The organism is Ochrobactrum teleogrylli, assembly GCF_006376685.1.
Classification (GTDB): domain Bacteria; phylum Pseudomonadota; class Alphaproteobacteria; order Rhizobiales; family Rhizobiaceae; genus Brucella; species Brucella teleogrylli.
Genome location: NZ_VEWL01000006.1, coordinates 34215 through 51033 on the forward strand (window position 1 = coordinate 34215; position 16819 = coordinate 51033).

The following is a 16819-nucleotide window of genomic DNA, read 5'->3' on the forward strand; positions in this document are numbered from 1 at the left end:
ATTTGCTTTAACGCCCGGGGCGTCTTCCATTTGAAACACGCATTGCGGCGACCTATTTGTGCTTGATGATGGAGCGCAATGTCTCTGCACTCCCCGGAGAAAATTTATTTGTCCAAATTCAAGGATAAAAACGCGTCGTCCTTCGACGCGCATAAAGACGATGCGAACAAAGGCTACGGCCTTTCCGAGCAAGAACCGACCAGAGCTGCCGTCGTCGTTCCCATTTTGCCGGAGCGCTATAGTGCGAACGGCTCGGGCGATGAAGGCGCGCGTACGCAGTTTCAGCGCTCGAACGAAGCACGTCTGGAAGAAGCGGTCGGTTTGGCGCGCGCCATCGATCTGGAAATCATTCACGCAGAAGTGGCGATTGTCACCAATCCACGGCCCGCAACCTTGCTTGGTGCAGGTAAGGTCGAAGCCATTGCCGATACGGTCAAGGAAAACGATATCGGGCTGGTCATTGTCGATCATGCTTTGACACCGGTACAGCAGCGCAATCTCGAAAAGGAATGGAACGTCAAGGTCATCGACCGCACGGGGCTGATTCTTGAGATTTTCGGTGAACGTGCGCGCACCAAGGAAGGCGCGCTGCAGGTCGAACTGGCGCATCTGAATTATCAGAAGGGCCGACTGGTTCGCAGCTGGACCCACCTGGAGCGTCAGCGCGGCGGTGGCGGCTTCCTCGGCGGTCCGGGTGAAACGCAGATCGAAGCCGACCGTCGCTTGTTGCAGGACAAGATTCTGAAGATCAAGCGCGAACTGGAAACCGTGGTGCGCACCCGCACACTGCACCGACAGAAGCGGCGCAAGGTTCCGCATCCGATTGTCGCCCTTGTCGGCTATACCAATGCCGGGAAATCCACGCTGTTCAATCGTATGACCGGTGCCGAGGTGCTGGCCGAAGACATGCTCTTCGCCACGCTCGATCCGACTTTGCGACGCATTCGTCTGCCGCATGGCGAGACGGTGATCCTGTCTGATACAGTTGGATTCATTTCCAACCTGCCGCACCATCTCGTGGCTGCCTTCCGCGCGACGCTGGAAGAAGTGGTGGAAGCCGATCTCATTTTGCATGTGCGCGATATTTCTGATCCGGACAATGCCGCGCAGGCTGAAGATGTCGAGAATATTCTGGCTGGTCTCGGGATTGAGCCGCAGGACCGCAAGCGCGTCGTCGAAATCTGGAACAAGATTGACAATCTGGACGAAAGCGGGCGTGAAGCGGCGCTGCGTCTGGCCGCAGCCGGCGGTGATGAAGGCCGCCCCATCCCCCTGTCAGCCATCACAGGCGAGGGCGTTGATCGCTTGCTAAACCTGATCGAAACGCGGATAGCGGGCGTGCTTGGCACGGTGGATGTCGTTCTGTCGCCTTTCGAGTTGCACATATTGAACTGGATTTACCAGCACGGCAGTGATGTGCAACGCGAAGATCTCGAAGACGGTTCGGTCCGGGTGCAGGCGCGTCTGACCGAAGTGGCGCGCAAGACGCTGGACGAAAAGCGCGGCATCAAGCCGGAGAAGCCGGAAAACGACTGGGAGTAGCACTACAGTTGCAAATTCGTCAGGTCGTGGCGAACCGAGTGGTTTTCGAGCACCGGAGCGGAGCGTACTTTTGGGTACGTGAGCACCGGAACACAGGAAATTGCTCATTGCAGACCGACCTCACGAAGAATGCAACTATAGTGTTAGTCATGATTCCGTGAGGAACCGAGCACCACTTGCGGAACAGGGGCGCAACGCCCTATGTATGGAAGTCCGACGATTCAAATCCACTCAATACGCATCCAATATATGCAGAGGCCCATAATGAGAGATCCGATTGAAACCGTCATGAACCTCGTGCCGATGGTGGTCGAGCAGACCAACCGCGGCGAGCGGGCCTATGATATTTTCTCGCGCCTTCTGAAAGAACGCATCATCTTCGTCAACGGACCGGTTGAAGACGGCATGTCGATGCTGGTCTGCGCGCAGCTTCTCTTCCTCGAAGCCGAGAATCCGAAGAAAGAGATCAACATGTACATCAACTCGCCCGGTGGCGTGGTGACGTCCGGCATGGCGATCTATGACACGATGCAGTTCATCCGTCCGCCGGTATCCACGCTCTGCATGGGCCAGGCCGCGTCGATGGGCTCGCTGCTTCTGACGGCAGGCGCAACCGGCCAGCGTTATGCGCTGCCGAATGCCCGCATCATGGTCCACCAGCCTTCGGGCGGCTTCCAGGGACAGGCGTCCGACATCGAACGCCACGCGCAGGACATCATCAAGATGAAGCGCCGTCTCAATGAAGTCTATGTGAAGCACACGGGCCGCGACTACGAAACCATCGAACGCACTCTTGACCGCGATCATTTCATGACCGCTCAGGAAGCGCTCGAATTCGGTCTCATCGACAAGGTCGTGGAAGCCCGCGACGTGAGCGCCGACGAATCGAAGTGAGCCTGAATCTGGCTCCCTTCCAATTATTGGCCCCTTTTGCCACAAAAGGGGCTCAATTCTTGGACCAACGTGAAGGTTAATGCGCCGCGTTAAGCATCTGTTGGGCATCAAGGCGCTAAAGTTGGTCAGATCAGGCCGAATCTTTGCCGGGAACTTATTTTTTGTTTGTTCGACGGTTCAGGTTCTGCAAAAGTCACCAAATGACTCCTTCGGTCGGGGAGTCTACGGTGATTGGAATCCTAGAGACTACAGGGGCAGTGCGTATCAACTGTCAATGTGACCGGTAGAAGGTGAGTGTTTCCTTCCGTACTGGGTCCGAACCGGAAGAAACGATCGGAATGAACAGCCCAAGGTTCGTTTCGGTTTATTGAAAGGAAACTGCAATGAGCAAAGTCAGCAACAGCGGCGGCGATTCCAAGAATACGCTTTATTGCTCGTTCTGCGGCAAAAGCCAGCATGAAGTGCGCAAGCTGATTGCAGGCCCGACCGTTTTCATCTGCGACGAATGCGTCGAACTTTGCATGGATATCATCCGCGAGGAAAACAAATCCTCGATGGTGAAGTCCCGCGAGGGCGTGCCGACGCCGCAGGAAATCATGGCCGTTCTTGACGACTATGTCATCGGCCAGAAGGATGCCAAGCGCGTTCTGTCGGTCGCGGTGCACAATCACTACAAGCGTCTCGCACATCAGTCGAAGAGCAACGATATAGAACTGGCGAAGTCGAATATTCTTCTCGTCGGTCCGACCGGCTGCGGCAAGACCTATCTTGCCCAGACGCTCGCTCGCATCATCGACGTGCCATTCACCATGGCTGACGCGACGACGCTGACCGAAGCCGGTTATGTCGGTGAAGATGTTGAAAACATCATCCTGAAACTGCTTCAGGCTGCTGATTACAACGTCGAACGCGCACAGCGCGGCATCGTCTATATCGACGAAGTGGACAAGATCAGCCGCAAGTCCGACAACCCGTCCATCACGCGCGATGTATCGGGCGAGGGCGTGCAGCAGGCACTTCTGAAGATCATGGAAGGTACCGTTGCTTCGGTTCCTCCGCAGGGCGGTCGCAAGCATCCGCAGCAGGAATTCCTGCAGGTGGATACGACGAACATCCTGTTTATCTGCGGCGGTGCTTTTGCCGGTCTCGACAAGATCATCTCCGCTCGTGGCGAAAAGACGTCCATCGGCTTCGGGGCGACTGTCCGCTCGGTTGACGAGCGTCGTATCGGTGCGGTGTTCCGCGAACTGGAACCGGAGGATCTGCTGAAATTCGGTCTCATTCCGGAATTCGTCGGTCGTCTGCCGGTTATTGCAACGCTCGAGGACCTCGACGTCGATGCACTGGTCCAGATCCTGACTGAGCCAAAAAATGCGCTAGTGAAGCAGTATCAGCGCCTGTTCGATATGGAAAATGTCGAGCTGGTGTTCCATGACGACGCTCTACGCGCCATTGCCAACAAGGCAGTTGAACGCAAGACGGGTGCGCGCGGTCTGCGCTCGATCATGGAAAAGATCCTGCTCGACACGATGTTCGAACTGCCGACACTGGAAGGTGTTCGCGAAGTCGTGATCTCCGGTGATGTCGTGGATGGCAGCGCCCGTCCGCTCTACATCTATGCGGAGCGTCAGGACGAGAAGGGCAATGTTTCGGCCTAAGAGATAGATTTTCTCCTCAAAAGGCCGCGAAAGCGGCCTTTTTTGTTGCCAGTTTGGCAATTCGCTTTAGTGTTATGGGTTCGAAGCGCTTGTATCGGAGCATATCCAAAGCGGCATATTGTGCAAATTGCCCGGACGGCGCAGGATAGTTAACGATTCTATGAAAGCCGCCCGAAACTGGCTATTGAATTGCCGGGCTTGGCTCTCCAAGTATGAACCGAAGCACGCTGTGCGACCTGCCTCATGATGAAAGGGGGCGTCGGCGTGGCAGTCGGGTCGAAAGGCCTGAGAAAGGACTTGAATTATGACGGGTATTGAAGACAAGACCCTGATGGGTGGAGCAGAAGCGGGCGGTGCAGACGGGCTTTATGCCGTTCTTCCGTTGCGCGATATTGTGGTCTTCCCGCACATGATCGTTCCGCTTTTTGTCGGACGCGAAAAGTCTATTCGCGCTCTGGAAGAAGTGATGGGTGTCGACAAGCAGATATTGCTTGCGACCCAGAAAAATGCTGCCGACGACGATCCGGCGCCGGATGCAATTTATGAAATTGGCACCATTGCCAATGTGCTTCAGCTTTTGAAGCTGCCGGACGGCACTGTGAAGGTGCTGGTCGAAGGCACGGCGCGCGCCAAGATTTCCAAGTTTACGGATCGCGAAGACTATCACGAAGCTTACGCTGCGGCTCTGCCGGAGCCGGAGGAAGATGCCGTTGAAATCGAGGCGCTGGCCCGTTCGGTGGTTTCCGACTTCGAAAACTACGTCAAGCTGAACAAGAAGATTTCGCCGGAAGTGGTTGGCGCCGCCAGCCAGATCGACGACTATTCCAAGCTTGCCGATACGGTTGCTTCGCATCTCGCGATCAAGATACCTGAAAAGCAGGAAATGCTGTCCATTCTCTCGGTGCGTGAGCGTCTGGAGAAGGCTCTTGCCTTCATGGAAGCCGAAATCTCGGTTCTGCAGGTTGAGAAGCGCATCCGCTCGCGCGTCAAGCGCCAGATGGAGAAGACGCAGCGCGAATATTATCTCAACGAGCAGATGAAGGCGATCCAGAAGGAGCTTGGTGACGGCGAGGACGGTCGCGATGAAGCGGCTGAACTGGAAGAACGCATCAACAAGACCAAGCTTTCCAAGGAAGCGCGTGAAAAGGCTCAGGCTGAGCTGAAGAAGCTGCGCACCATGAGCCCGATGTCTGCGGAAGCGACGGTTGTGCGCAACTATCTCGACTGGCTGCTGTCCATTCCATGGGGCAAGAAGTCGAAGGTCAAGCAGGACCTGAACTTTGCGGAAGAAGTGCTCAACAATGATCACTTCGGTCTCGACAAGGTTAAGGAACGCATCGTCGAGTATCTGGCGGTGCAGGCTCGTTCGACCAAGATCAAGGGCCCGATCATTTGCCTCGTCGGACCTCCCGGCGTCGGCAAGACCTCGCTTGCACGTTCGATCGCCAAGGCGACGGGCCGTGAATATGTCCGTATGTCGCTTGGCGGCGTGCGGGACGAAGCTGAAATCCGCGGTCACCGCCGCACCTATATCGGCTCGATGCCCGGCAAGGTCATCCAGTCGATGAAGAAGGCGAAGAAGTCCAACCCGCTCTTCCTTCTCGATGAAATCGACAAGATGGGCCAGGATTTCCGTGGTGATCCGTCGTCGGCAATGCTCGAGGTGCTGGATCCAGAACAGAACGCAACCTTCATGGACCATTACCTTGAGGTTGAGTATGACCTGTCCAACGTCATGTTCGTGACGACCGCCAATACGCTGAACATCCCCGGTCCGTTGCTGGATCGTATGGAGATCATCCGTATCGCCGGTTACACCGAGGATGAAAAGCTCGAGATCGCCAAGCGGCACCTGCTGCCGAAGGCTATCAAGGACCATGCTTTGCAGCCGAAGGAGTTCTCGCTCACGGACGATGCATTGCGTAATGTGATCCGCCTTTATACCCGGGAAGCCGGTGTGCGTAGCCTTGAGCGTGAGATGATGACGCTCGCCCGTAAGGCTGTCACCGAAATCCTGAAGTCGAAGAAGAAGTCGGTGAAGATCACCGACAAGAATCTTTCCGACTATCTGGGTGTGGAGCGTTTCCGCTTTGGTCAGATCGACGGCGAAGATCAGGTCGGTGTCGTTACCGGCTTGGCCTGGACGGAAGTTGGCGGGGAATTGCTGACCATCGAAGGCGTCATGATGCCCGGCAAGGGTCGCATGACCGTCACGGGTAACCTGCGTGACGTGATGAAGGAATCGATTTCCGCTGCTGCATCCTATGTCCGCAGCCGAGCAGTTGATTTCGGCATCGAGCCTCCATTGTTCGACAAGCGCGACATTCACGTCCACGTGCCGGAAGGTGCGACGCCGAAAGACGGTCCGTCCGCAGGTATCGCCATGGTCACGACCATCGTTTCCGTGCTGACCGGCATACCGGTTCGCAAGGACATCGCGATGACCGGCGAAGTGACGTTGCGCGGTCGGGTTCTGCCGATCGGTGGCCTGAAGGAAAAGCTCCTTGCGGCTCTGCGCGGCGGCATCAAGAAGGTTCTGATCCCGGAAGAAAACGCCAAGGATCTGGCGGATATTCCGGACAATGTGAAGAACAATCTTGAGATCGTTCCGGTGTCTCGCGTCGGTGAAGTTCTGAAGCACGCGCTCGTGCGTCAGCCCGAACCAATTGAGTGGACCGAGCCTGAAACACCTGCAAAGGTGCCTTCGGTTGACGATGAAGCAGGCGCCACAACAGCACATTGACAGTCGGTAAGACGACCAACAAACGAAATGCCGGGCCAAAAGCCCGGCATTTCTGTGTTTAACCCCAGAAAACCGGGCTTTTTTGCCATTGACAGGCTTGGTTTGGCGAGCGTTTCGAATAAACTCCGCCCAATCCGGTCACGTTATCCGTTCCGGTAGGTAAAGAAAGGAAATGCCAATGAACAAGAACGAATTGGTTGCCGCAGTCGCGGAAAAGGGCGGTTTGACGAAGGCTGATGCCGGTACGGCTGTTGACGCTGTGCTTGCTGCTGTCACCGGCGCACTGAAGGCTGGTGAAGAAGTCCGCCTGCCGGGCTTCGGCGTTTTCTCCGTTTCGCACCGTGCAGCTTCGACCGGCCGCAATCCGTCGACCGGCAAGGAAGTTGCCATTCCGGCTCGCAACGTGCCGAAATTCTCGGCCGGCAAGGGCCTGAAGGATGCCGTCAACGGCTAATGCATGATCTCGGAAAGCCGACAGGCTTTTCGAAGCATTTATGTGTGAAGGCAAGATTTCGGTCGCTGCGGTTTAAACGTAAGCGGCTGTCGAGAAGGCCCGGCTTGTCCGGGCTTTTTTCGTTTCAGATACTGCGCCGTCACGGATTTTCCGTTCATCGTGCAAAAAAGCCGGGCACAAGGCCCGGCTTTTTTCCAAATTGTCGAACTGCGCTTACTCCGCAGCTTCCGAGTTTCGCTTAGGGCGCCGCTCCAGCAGTTCCTTGAGGAAATGGCCGGTATAGGAGCGCTTTTCCTTAACGATGTCTTCCGGACGGCCCACAGCAACGATTTCACCGCCGCCATCACCACCTTCTGGACCGAGGTCGATCACCCAGTCGGCAGTCTTGATGACTTCGAGATTGTGCTCGATCACCACGACCGTATTGCCCTGTTCGACCAGTTCATGCAGCACTTCCAGCAGCTTTGCTACGTCGTGGAAATGCAGACCGGTGGTGGGCTCATCGAGAATATAAAGCGTGCGTCCGGTTGCGCGACGCGATAGTTCCTTGGCGAGTTTCACACGCTGCGCTTCACCGCCCGAGAGCGTTGTCGCCTGCTGCCCGACCTTGATATAGCCGAGGCCAACCTTGACCAGCGTTTCCAGCTTGTCGCGTACGGCAGGAACAGCGGAGAAGAACTCCGCGCCTTCCTCGACAGTCATATCCAGCACATCGGCGATGGACTTGCCCTTGAACAGCACTTCCAGCGTTTCGCGATTGTAACGCTTGCCGTGGCAGACGTCACAAGTCACGTACACATCCGGCAGGAAGTGCATCTCGATCTTAATGACACCGTCGCCCTGACAGGCCTCGCAGCGTCCGCCCTTCACGTTGAAGGAAAAACGACCCGGCTGATATCCGCGTGCCTTGGCTTCCGGCAGCCCCGCGAACCAGTCGCGGATCGGCGTGAAGGCGCCGGTATAGGTCGCCGGGTTGGAACGCGGCGTGCGTCCAATCGGCGACTGGTCGATATCGATGACCTTGTCGAGGAACTCCAGCCCTTCAATGCGGTCATGCTCTGCCGGATGCTCGCGTGAGCCCATGATGCGGCGCGAAGCGGCCTTGAACAGCGTTTCGATCAGGAAGGTGGACTTGCCGCCACCCGAAACGCCCGTTACAGCGGTGAAAGTACCGAGCGGAATATCTGCCGAGACATTTTTCAGATTGTTGCCGCGCGCACCGACGACGCGGATACGCTTGGTCTTGGAAATCTTGCGGCGTTCCGCCGGAACAGCGACTTCCATAACGCCCGAGAGATATTTGCCGGTCAGCGAATTGGTATTGGACATGACGTCCTTCGGCGTGCCCTGTGCAATCACCTTGCCGCCATGGACGCCAGCCGCGGGACCAATATCGACCACATAATCGGCGGTCAGGATCGCGTCTTCATCATGCTCCACCACGATGACCGTATTGCCGAGATCGCGCAGATGACGAAGCGTGTCCAGCAGGCGGGCATTGTCGCGCTGATGCAGGCCGATGGACGGCTCGTCCAGCACGTAGAGAACGCCAGTCAGGCCAGAGCCGATCTGGGAGGCGAGGCGAATACGCTGGCTTTCACCCCCGGAAAGCGTGCCGGAATTACGCTCCAGTGTCAGATAATCGAGGCCGACATCATTGAGGAACTGCAGGCGTTCACGGATTTCCTTGAGGATGCGCGCTGCAATTTCCCGCTGCTTTTCATTAAAGCTGCCATCGACGTCGCGGAACCAGGCATCTGCCTTGCGGATCGACATTTCGGTGATTTCGCCGATATGCTTCATGCCGATTTTCACGGCCAACGCTTCCGGCTTCAGACGATAGCCATTGCAAGCCGGGCAGGGCGTCGAAGACATGAAGCGTTCAATCTCTTCACGCGACCATGCAGAATCAGTTTCCTTCCACCGGCGCTCCAGGTTCGGAATCACGCCTTCGAAGGGCTTTGTGGTCTGATAGGACCGCAGGCCGTCGTCATACTGAAAGGTGATTTCTTTGCCGTCCGTGCCATGAAGAATGGCGCGTTGCGCTTCCTTGGAAAGATCAGACCAACGGGTGCCGATCTTGAAGCCATAGGCCTTGCCCAGCGCTTCCAGCGTCTGATTGTAATAAGGTGACGACGACCGCGCCCACGGTGCAATCGCACCATCTTTCAGCGCCGCGCTTTCATCGGGAACAATCAGGTTCGGGTCAATGGCTTGCTGCGTGCCGAGACCGTCACAGGTCGGGCAGGCGCCAAAGGGATTGTTGAACGAGAACAGGCGCGGCTCGATTTCCGGGATCGTGAAACCGGAAACCGGACAGGCGAATTTTTCTGAGAACAGAATGCGCTCGTGGGTCTCGTTGGCCGACTTATTGGCTGCGCCGCCTTCCGCCGTTTCTTCGGGCGGAAGCGGCTTGTCGGCGAATTCAGCGACGGCCAGACCGTCGGCGAGCTTGAGGCAAGTTTCGAGACTGTCGGCAAGGCGCGAGGTGAGGTCAGGGCGCACGACGACGCGGTCTACCACCACATCGATATCGTGCTTATATTTCTTATCGAGCGCCGGAACATCGGCAATCTCGTAGAAAGTGCCGTCCACCTTGACGCGCTGGAAGCCCTTCTTCTGAAGCTCTGCCAGTTCCTTCTTATATTCGCCCTTACGCCCGCGTACGATCGGCGCCAGAATGTAAAGACGCGTGCCTTCTTCCAGAGCGATCACACGATCAACCATCTGGCTGACGGTCTGGCTTTCAATGGGAAGGCCAGTTGCAGGCGAATAAGGCACGCCCACACGCGCGAAAAGAAGGCGCATATAGTCGTAGATTTCGGTGACAGTGCCGACCGTCGAGCGCGGATTACGGCTCGTCGTCTTCTGTTCGATGGAAATGGCGGGCGACAGACCATCGATCTGGTCCACATCCGGCTTCTGCATCATTTCCAGAAACTGGCGCGCATAAGCCGAGAGGCTTTCCACGTAACGACGCTGGCCTTCCGCATAAATCGTGTCGAAGGCAAGCGACGACTTGCCCGAGCCGGAAAGGCCTGTCATGACGATCAGCTTGTCGCGCGGCAAATCAAGATCGACATTTTTAAGATTGTGCTCGCGCGCGCCACGTATGGAAATGAATTTCTGATCGCTCATTCCGCGTCCTGCCTGCTTCGTGATGCCATGGATAGATTGGCCCCGGCGATGAACCGCCGCGCCAATCCCATAATATGGGGCGAAGCCCTCCAAAGAAGAAGGGGCTTGGTTATCCTAATTTGCGCTCTTGTAGCACCGGAACAAATATCGAACAACCAAGCTTCTGATAGGCGATACGAAATGTGAACGCAAGAGCGTTGACTGTCACTCCTGACAGGAGCACACTTCCCCTACTCGCTGATGCGAAGAGGTATTGCGGAGGGATGACGCGATATCGGCAAGAGGTTCGCAGGAGGCGGGAAATCCGGTAGGGAGGTAAAGGAGCATGAGTCCACCTGACTACACTGCCTAGCTTTCACACAGATGAAAGCACAATCGATCTTTGTCGCGGATGCGTTCTTTCGCAAGGAATAATACATCGTTGATGAGAAGTTCGATTGCCGAAAATCTATATATGCGCGGAAAACGATTGGCCGCGTGCCTTCGAGTTCCGAAAGATTTTGTCGACGAATTAATGCCGACATATGAGCTTTGCTCAAACCCCAAGCCCCGCGCGCCAAAGAAACAGTGAGCGGCGGGGCTTTTCATTGTCTGACTGTGACGCGCTTTGTTGTATCTTCGGCTGTCGCTATGCGGCGGGTCAGGCATTCTCCTCGTTAGTCACTGGACCTCGTTAGAAATGAGGGATGTTTTGTCGATTTGATGCGACAAGCACTTGCATTTTGAACAAAACAAGAACATAAACTCTGTGGACATTGACCATTCGCCGCCTGGGAAATTGAGCGTGATGCGCGCCAGTCCTGTAAGGTGGATAATTGAGTTTCAGGTGATGGCGCAATTCATGCGCCTGATCCTTCTTTAGGAAAGCGCTCTTGTGAGGATTTCAGATCCGGCGAGGCGCGCATGAGACCCGGAGTAGGTTTTCGATGGCTGGTAGCGTCAACAAGGTCATTCTGGTCGGCAATCTCGGTGCCGATCCGGAAATTCGTCGTCTGAATTCAGGCGATGTGGTTGCCAATCTGCGTATTGCGACCTCGGAAAGCTGGCGTGATCGCCAGTCCGGCGAGCGCAAGGACCGCACCGAATGGCATAGCGTTGTTATTTTCAACGAAAACCTTGCCAAGGTCGCAGAGCAATATCTGAAGAAGGGTGCCAAGGTTTATATCGAAGGCGCGCTCCAGACCCGCAAGTGGCAGGATCAGAACGGCAACGACCGTTATTCGACGGAAGTTGTGCTACAGAAGTTCCGTGGTGAGCTTCAGATGCTTGATAGCCGTGGTGAAGGCGGCGATCAGGGCCGTTCTTTTGATCGCGGCAGCGGTGGTGGACGTAACCAGATGTCGGATTATTCCGGCGGTGGTGGCGATTTCGGTTCGTCCGGCCCATCTTCTTCGGGCGGCGGCGGTGGTTTCTCCCGCGATCTCGACGACGAAATTCCATTTTGATGAATCTAACGGGCGCTTTAGGCGCCCGTTTCATTTTGGTCTGAGGATCAGTAAATCGGAACTTTATGAATTCATATTATCTAACTGATTAATAAAGAAATTCATGAATTTATCGGCTCAATATGTATCGATCGAAAACTCCATGCGATCCGCAGAAAACCGCGTCAGAGAATATTGAAGGGGCTGACCGTTCGTATCGACATTGATGGCGCGTGCCATCAGCACGATCGCACCGGGCGAGAGCTTCAGATGTTTCAGATCATCTGAATCGGCGTGCTGGGCAGATATGGTTGTCGATTTGCGGAAATAATCTTCGATACCAGCTTTCCTGAGCGCCCAGGTAATAGACCCATTTTCAGCATAGTCAGCAACAAAATCGGGAAAGCGCGCCGCATCCACCCAATGCGTTGCGCGCGATACAGGGCGTCCATCGGCACTATGCGCCGTCTCAAGCCGCGTGACTTCGCTTCCGGCGGCGATGCCCAGGGCGTCGGCAATGTCGGCGGTCGCGATTTCGGTGCCGCTGCTGAGCAATATGCCTTTGACTTCGCTCGCCTGCGTGCCCAGTGACTGTGAAATGCGGGTGCGTGGCCCGATCTGGTAGGTCAAACGCTTTGCATTGGCGACGAATGTGCCGCGACCCTGTTCGGCACGAAGTACGCCTTCTTGCGTCAGCGCGGCAATGGCGCTGCGCACCGTATGGCGGTTGACGCCGAAGCGATCCGCAAGTTCCATTTCGGCAGGCATGCGTGCGCCGGACTGAAGTTTCCCGGCCATGATGTCGCCGCGTATCTCATCGGCAATCTGCCGCCAAATCGCCACGCCGCTATTTCTTTCAATTCGTCTGGTCTTTGTCATCAACTGTCATCGTCCTGTCATTGGCAGGGAGTAATAATTTTGTTATTGTATGGTTGTCTAGATAAATAGACAAATGTGCAAAGCAAGTCAATGGAATTGAACAGGGCGGAAAAGCTCATGCAAACGACAGAGCCCAAGGCAGGCAATGGCACTGCCGCCGGTGGGATGCACGCCTCGGCCAGTAACGACAAGTCCGGCAACAGCAAGGCGCTTGACGCGGTGCAGGCTGCACGACAGGCCAGCATGGCAACGCTTGCGCAGGCAAGCGGCGAAGAGCTGAAAGCTTTCTGGCAGAATTGGTCGGACAAGCCTGATTTCGAAATTCTCCGTGGTCCGGAAACAGGACTGGTAATGCTGCGCGGCCGTATCGGCGGCGGCGGTGCGCCTTTCAATGTCGGCGAGGCGACGGTGACGCGCGCGACTGTGCGTCTGACCGATGGTTCCGTCGGGCATTCCTATGCTCTCGGTCGCGATCAGGAAAAGGCACGACTGGCCGCTTTGTTTGATGCGCTCTGGACCGACGAAGCGCGCCGTGAAGCGGTGGAGCGTCAGGTCCTCGACGTCTTGCGCAACCGGCTGGAACAGGCCGACACAAAACTGCGCAGCGAAGCTGCTGCCACCAAAGTTGATTTCTTCACCATGGTTCGGGGAGACAATTGATGCTGCATTCTTCACCCCATTCGTCTCCGGCCTTCGAAGGTGGTTTGGCAAATCCGGTCACGGATGCCCAATCGGCATTTCATGCCGTCATGCATGCGATGGCCAATCCGGGCCGCGTCTACGCTCTGACCCGGGGTGCCACGCCGCCCCAGCCATTGACGCCGGAACTGGGCGTCATAGCCGCCACCTTGCTCGACCATGATGCCACCGTCTGGTGCGACCGCGCCATTGCAGCCGATGCAGACGCTACAGCCTGGCTGACATTTCAAACCGGCGCGCCGCAGGTTGAATCTTCCGCTTCTGCGCAATTCGCATTGGTTACCGATGCTTCGCTGTTGCCGCCCTTGGCTGAATTCTCGCAAGGGCAGCCGGAGTTTCCGGACCGTTCGACAACGGTGGTTCTGGCGGTCAAGTCGTTTGAGAGCGGGCAGGGCCTTGTTCTGAAGGGGCCGGGCATTAACGGTGAGCGGGAAATTCACATCGACGGTCTTCCGCAGGACTTCGTTTCGCAATGGCGAGACAACGGCGCGCAATATCCGCTTGGCGTCGATCTGGTTCTGGTCTGCGACGGCGCGGTCATCGCATTTCCGCGCACCACACGCATAATCAAACTGGAGGGCTGAACATGTATGTTGCCGTAAAGGGTGGCGAAACAGCCATTCGTAACGCCCACCGACTTCTCGATGATCGCCGCCGGGGTGATCGTGCAGTGCCTGCACTGCGTCTGGATCAGATTGTCGAGCAGCTTGCGCTGGCCGTTGACCGCGTGATGGCGGAAGGTTCGCTCTATGATCGCGAGCTGGCCGCGCTCGCCGTGCGTCAGTCGCGTGGCGATCTGATCGAGGCCATTTTCCTCGTGCGTGCTTATCGCACCACATTGCCGCGCTTTGGCTATTCCCGTCCAATGGAAACCGGGCAGATGCTGATCGAGCGCCGCATTTCCGCGACCTATAAGGATCTTCCGGGTGGCCAGTTGCTCGGCCCGACCTTCGACTACACCCACCGTCTTCTCGATCCGGATCTGGCGGGAGACGTTGCTGTGCCAGAGCCGGAAGCACGCGAAACCGAGAAGGAAGAGACGCCCCGCGTCACCGATATTCTCGGCGCGAACGGCATGATCGAGGACGATGGCTCCCTGCCGGAAGGTCATGAGCCCGGCGATCTGACACGCGAGCCATGGACATTCCCGATGGAACGCGATCTGCGCTTGCAGGCGCTGGCGCGCGGTGATGAAGGTTTTCTTCTCGCGCTCGGTTATTCGACCCAGCGCGGCTACGGCAACACCCACCCCTTCGTCGGCGAAATTCGCATCGGCGAAGTGGAGGTCGAGTTCGACGTGCCGGAGTTGGGCTTTGCCGTCTCGCTTGGCCGGGTGCAATTGACCGAGTGCCAAATGGTGAACCAGTTCAAGGGCTCCGCAAAGCAGCCGCCGCAATTCACGCGTGGCTATGGTCTGGTGTTTGGCCAGAGCGAACGCAAGGCCATGTCTATGTCGCTCTGCGACCGCGCCTTGCGGGTTCGTGAATTCGATACCGACGTGACCGCGCCCGCCCAGGATGAGGAATTCGTCATTTCTCACTCCGACAATGTGCAGTCAACCGGCTTCGTCGAGCATCTGAAACTGCCGCATTACGTCGATTTCCAGGCTGAGCTCGAACTCATCCGCAGCATGCGTGCTGAATATGAGAAGACGCAAAATCAAGCAGAATCTCCAGTGAAGGAGGCCGCAGAATGAGCGATCTGGCCAATTACAATTTCGCCTATCTGGACGAGCAGACCAAGCGCATGATCCGCCGCGCCATATTGAAGGCCATAGCGGTGCCCGGCTATCAGGTACCTTTTGCGAGCCGCGAAATGCCGATGCCCTATGGCTGGGGCACGGGTGGCGTGCAGGTGACGGCTGCCATTCTTGGGCCGGACGATGTGCTGAAAGTTATCGATCAGGGTGCGGACGACACGACCAATGCCGTTTCGATCCGCGCGTTCTTCCAGAAGACCGCCAATGTGGCCGTGACCACCAGCACCGGCGAGGCGACGATCATCCAGACGCGCCACCGCATTCCGGAATATCCGCTGACCGAAGGGCAGGTGATCGTCTATCAGGTGCCGATCCCGGAACCGCTGCGCTTTCTGGAACCCCGCGAGACGGAAACGCGCAAGATGCATGCGCTCGCCGAATATGGCCTCATGCACGTGAAGCTCTACGAGGACATTGCGCGTCACGGCCAGATCGCCAAGACCTATGATTATCCCGTGATGATCGAAGGTCGCTACGTGATGGCACCATCGCCGACGCCGAAATTCGACAATCCGAAAATGCATATGTCGCCCGCCTTGCAGCTGTTCGGCGCAGGCCGCGAAAAACGCATCTACGCAGTTCCGCCATACACGCAGGTCGTAAGCCTCGATTTCGAGGATCATCCGTTTGAAGTGCAGAAGTTCAAGGAACCTTGTGCGCTGTGTGGCGCGAAGGGCGTCTATCTGGATGAAGTTGTGCTCGATGATCGCGGCAGCTCGATGTTCGTGTGCTCGGATACCGATTATTGCGAAGACCGTCAGGCAAAGGGCCATTTTGGTCATCTGGCTGCCAATAAGGAGGCCGCAGAATGAACGACGAACCTCTGCTGAGAGTAAACAACCTGTCGAAGTTCTACGGCAGCCGCCGTGGCTGCGAGGATATCTCCTTCAATCTTTGGCCCGGCGAAGTTCTGGCCATCGTCGGGGAATCCGGCTCGGGCAAGACGACGCTGCTCAACAGCCTTGCAACCCGGCTGGAACCGACGTCTGGCACCGTTGAATATCGGATGCGCGATGGCGCATTCCGCGATCTCTACAAGATCGGCGAGGCCGAGCGCCGTTTTCTGATGCGCACTGACTGGGGTTTTGTGCATCAAAACCCGGCTGACGGACTGCGCATGACGGTTTCGGCTGGCGCCAATGTCGGCGAGCGCCTGATGGCGGTGGGTGAGCGCCATTATGGCAATATCCGCTCCACCGCCACGCAATGGCTTGGCCGTGTGGAAATTGCTGCCGACCGTATCGATGATCAGCCGCGCGCTTTTTCCGGCGGTATGCGCCAGCGTTTGCAGATTGCCCGCAATCTCGTCACCGCGCCGCGACTGGTGTTCATGGACGAGCCGACCGGTGGTCTCGACGTTTCGGTGCAGGCGCGCCTGCTCGATCTGTTGCGCGGGCTCGTCAACGATCTGGGGCTTTCGGTCATCATAGTCACGCATGATCTCGCCGTAGCGCGGCTTCTGTCGCACCGGATCATGGTCATGAAAGACGGTCATATCGTCGAGCAAGGTTTGACGGATCGCGTGCTGGATGACCCGCAAGCGCCTTATACGCAGTTGCTCGTATCATCGATCTTACAGGTATAGATCAATTAAAACAGATATTTATCGCGTGTTTTTTCCAAACTGAC

13 protein-coding genes and 1 pseudogene are annotated in these 16819 nt (G+C 56.7%); 11 read left to right on the plus strand and 3 right to left on the minus strand.

Annotated features, from left to right (window positions below):
• Nucleotides 1-108 precede the first annotated feature (108 nt).
• From hflX to FIC94_RS11400, 5 genes are all read left to right on the plus strand, one after another.
• A complete protein-coding gene (gene hflX, locus FIC94_RS11380; protein ID WP_140024955.1) occupies nucleotides 109-1542 on the plus strand; it encodes a GTPase HflX in 1434 nt (477 codons plus the stop codon).
• A gap of 264 nt (nucleotides 1543-1806) precedes the next feature.
• On the plus strand, nucleotides 1807-2436 hold the full coding sequence (gene clpP, locus FIC94_RS11385; RefSeq protein ID WP_078338597.1) for an ATP-dependent Clp endopeptidase proteolytic subunit ClpP: 630 nt from the start codon (nucleotides 1807-1809) through the stop codon (nucleotides 2434-2436).
• A gap of 383 nt (nucleotides 2437-2819) precedes the next feature.
• Nucleotides 2820-4094: an ATP-dependent Clp protease ATP-binding subunit ClpX gene (gene clpX / locus FIC94_RS11390; RefSeq protein ID WP_078338598.1), complete on the plus strand. Its 1275-nt coding sequence runs from the start codon at nucleotides 2820-2822 to the stop codon at nucleotides 4092-4094.
• A 304-nt stretch (nucleotides 4095-4398) separates the two neighbouring features.
• A complete protein-coding gene (gene lon, locus FIC94_RS11395; protein ID WP_109368959.1) occupies nucleotides 4399-6837 on the plus strand; it encodes an endopeptidase La in 2439 nt (812 codons plus the stop codon).
• A gap of 178 nt (nucleotides 6838-7015) precedes the next feature.
• Nucleotides 7016-7291, plus strand: a complete 276-nt coding sequence (locus FIC94_RS11400; protein ID WP_006470422.1) for an HU family DNA-binding protein — start codon at nucleotides 7016-7018, stop codon at nucleotides 7289-7291.
• Between the two features lie 213 nt (nucleotides 7292-7504).
• On the opposite strand, the gene uvrA is transcribed toward FIC94_RS11400, so the two are convergent.
• Together uvrA and FIC94_RS11410 are read right to left on the minus strand one after the other, a co-directional pair.
• Nucleotides 7505-10429, minus strand: coding sequence for an excinuclease ABC subunit UvrA (uvrA, locus tag FIC94_RS11405; protein ID WP_140024956.1), 2925 nt, complete (start codon nucleotides 10427-10429; stop codon nucleotides 7505-7507).
• 109 nt (nucleotides 10430-10538) lie between these two features.
• Nucleotides 10539-10764 (minus strand): annotated as a pseudogene (locus FIC94_RS11410) (hypothetical protein).
• Nucleotides 10765-11355: 591 nt separating this feature from the next.
• On the opposite strand from FIC94_RS11410, the gene ssb reads away from it, so the two are divergent.
• Nucleotides 11356-11874 (plus strand): single-stranded DNA-binding protein, encoded by a 519-nt coding sequence (ssb, locus tag FIC94_RS11415; RefSeq protein ID WP_121536157.1) that lies wholly within the window; start codon nucleotides 11356-11358, stop codon nucleotides 11872-11874.
• Nucleotides 11875-11991: 117 nt separating this feature from the next.
• Here ssb and phnF read toward each other — a convergent pair whose 3' ends face one another.
• A complete protein-coding gene (phnF, locus tag FIC94_RS11420) occupies nucleotides 11992-12735 on the minus strand; it encodes a phosphonate metabolism transcriptional regulator PhnF (RefSeq protein WP_180917967.1) in 744 nt (247 codons plus the stop codon).
• A 162-nt stretch (nucleotides 12736-12897) separates the two neighbouring features.
• Between phnF and phnG the strand changes: the two genes are divergently transcribed.
• Genes phnG through phnK form a run of 5 tightly spaced genes read left to right on the plus strand, consistent with a single transcriptional unit; the run spans nucleotide 12898 to nucleotide 16775 of the window.
• Nucleotides 12898-13392, plus strand: coding sequence for a phosphonate C-P lyase system protein PhnG (gene phnG / locus FIC94_RS11425; RefSeq protein ID WP_109370225.1), 495 nt, complete (start codon nucleotides 12898-12900; stop codon nucleotides 13390-13392).
• Complete coding sequence (phnH, locus tag FIC94_RS11430; protein ID WP_140024958.1) at nucleotides 13392-14015, plus strand: phosphonate C-P lyase system protein PhnH; 624 nt, start codon at nucleotides 13392-13394, stop codon at nucleotides 14013-14015. The genes phnG and phnH overlap by 1 nt, the downstream gene beginning before the upstream one ends.
• Nucleotides 14016-14017: 2 nt before the next feature.
• On the plus strand, nucleotides 14018-15127 hold the full coding sequence (locus FIC94_RS11435; RefSeq protein WP_121536163.1) for a carbon-phosphorus lyase complex subunit: 1110 nt from the start codon (nucleotides 14018-14020) through the stop codon (nucleotides 15125-15127).
• Entirely contained in the window at nucleotides 15124-16002 is an 879-nt protein-coding gene (locus FIC94_RS11440) for an alpha-D-ribose 1-methylphosphonate 5-phosphate C-P-lyase PhnJ (protein ID WP_140024959.1), read from the plus strand. Before FIC94_RS11435 ends, FIC94_RS11440 begins: the two co-directional genes overlap by 4 nt.
• Nucleotides 15999-16775 (plus strand): phosphonate C-P lyase system protein PhnK, encoded by a 777-nt coding sequence (phnK, locus tag FIC94_RS11445; RefSeq protein WP_140024960.1) that lies wholly within the window; start codon nucleotides 15999-16001, stop codon nucleotides 16773-16775. The genes FIC94_RS11440 and phnK overlap by 4 nt, the downstream gene beginning before the upstream one ends.
• Nucleotides 16776-16819 lie beyond the last annotated feature (44 nt).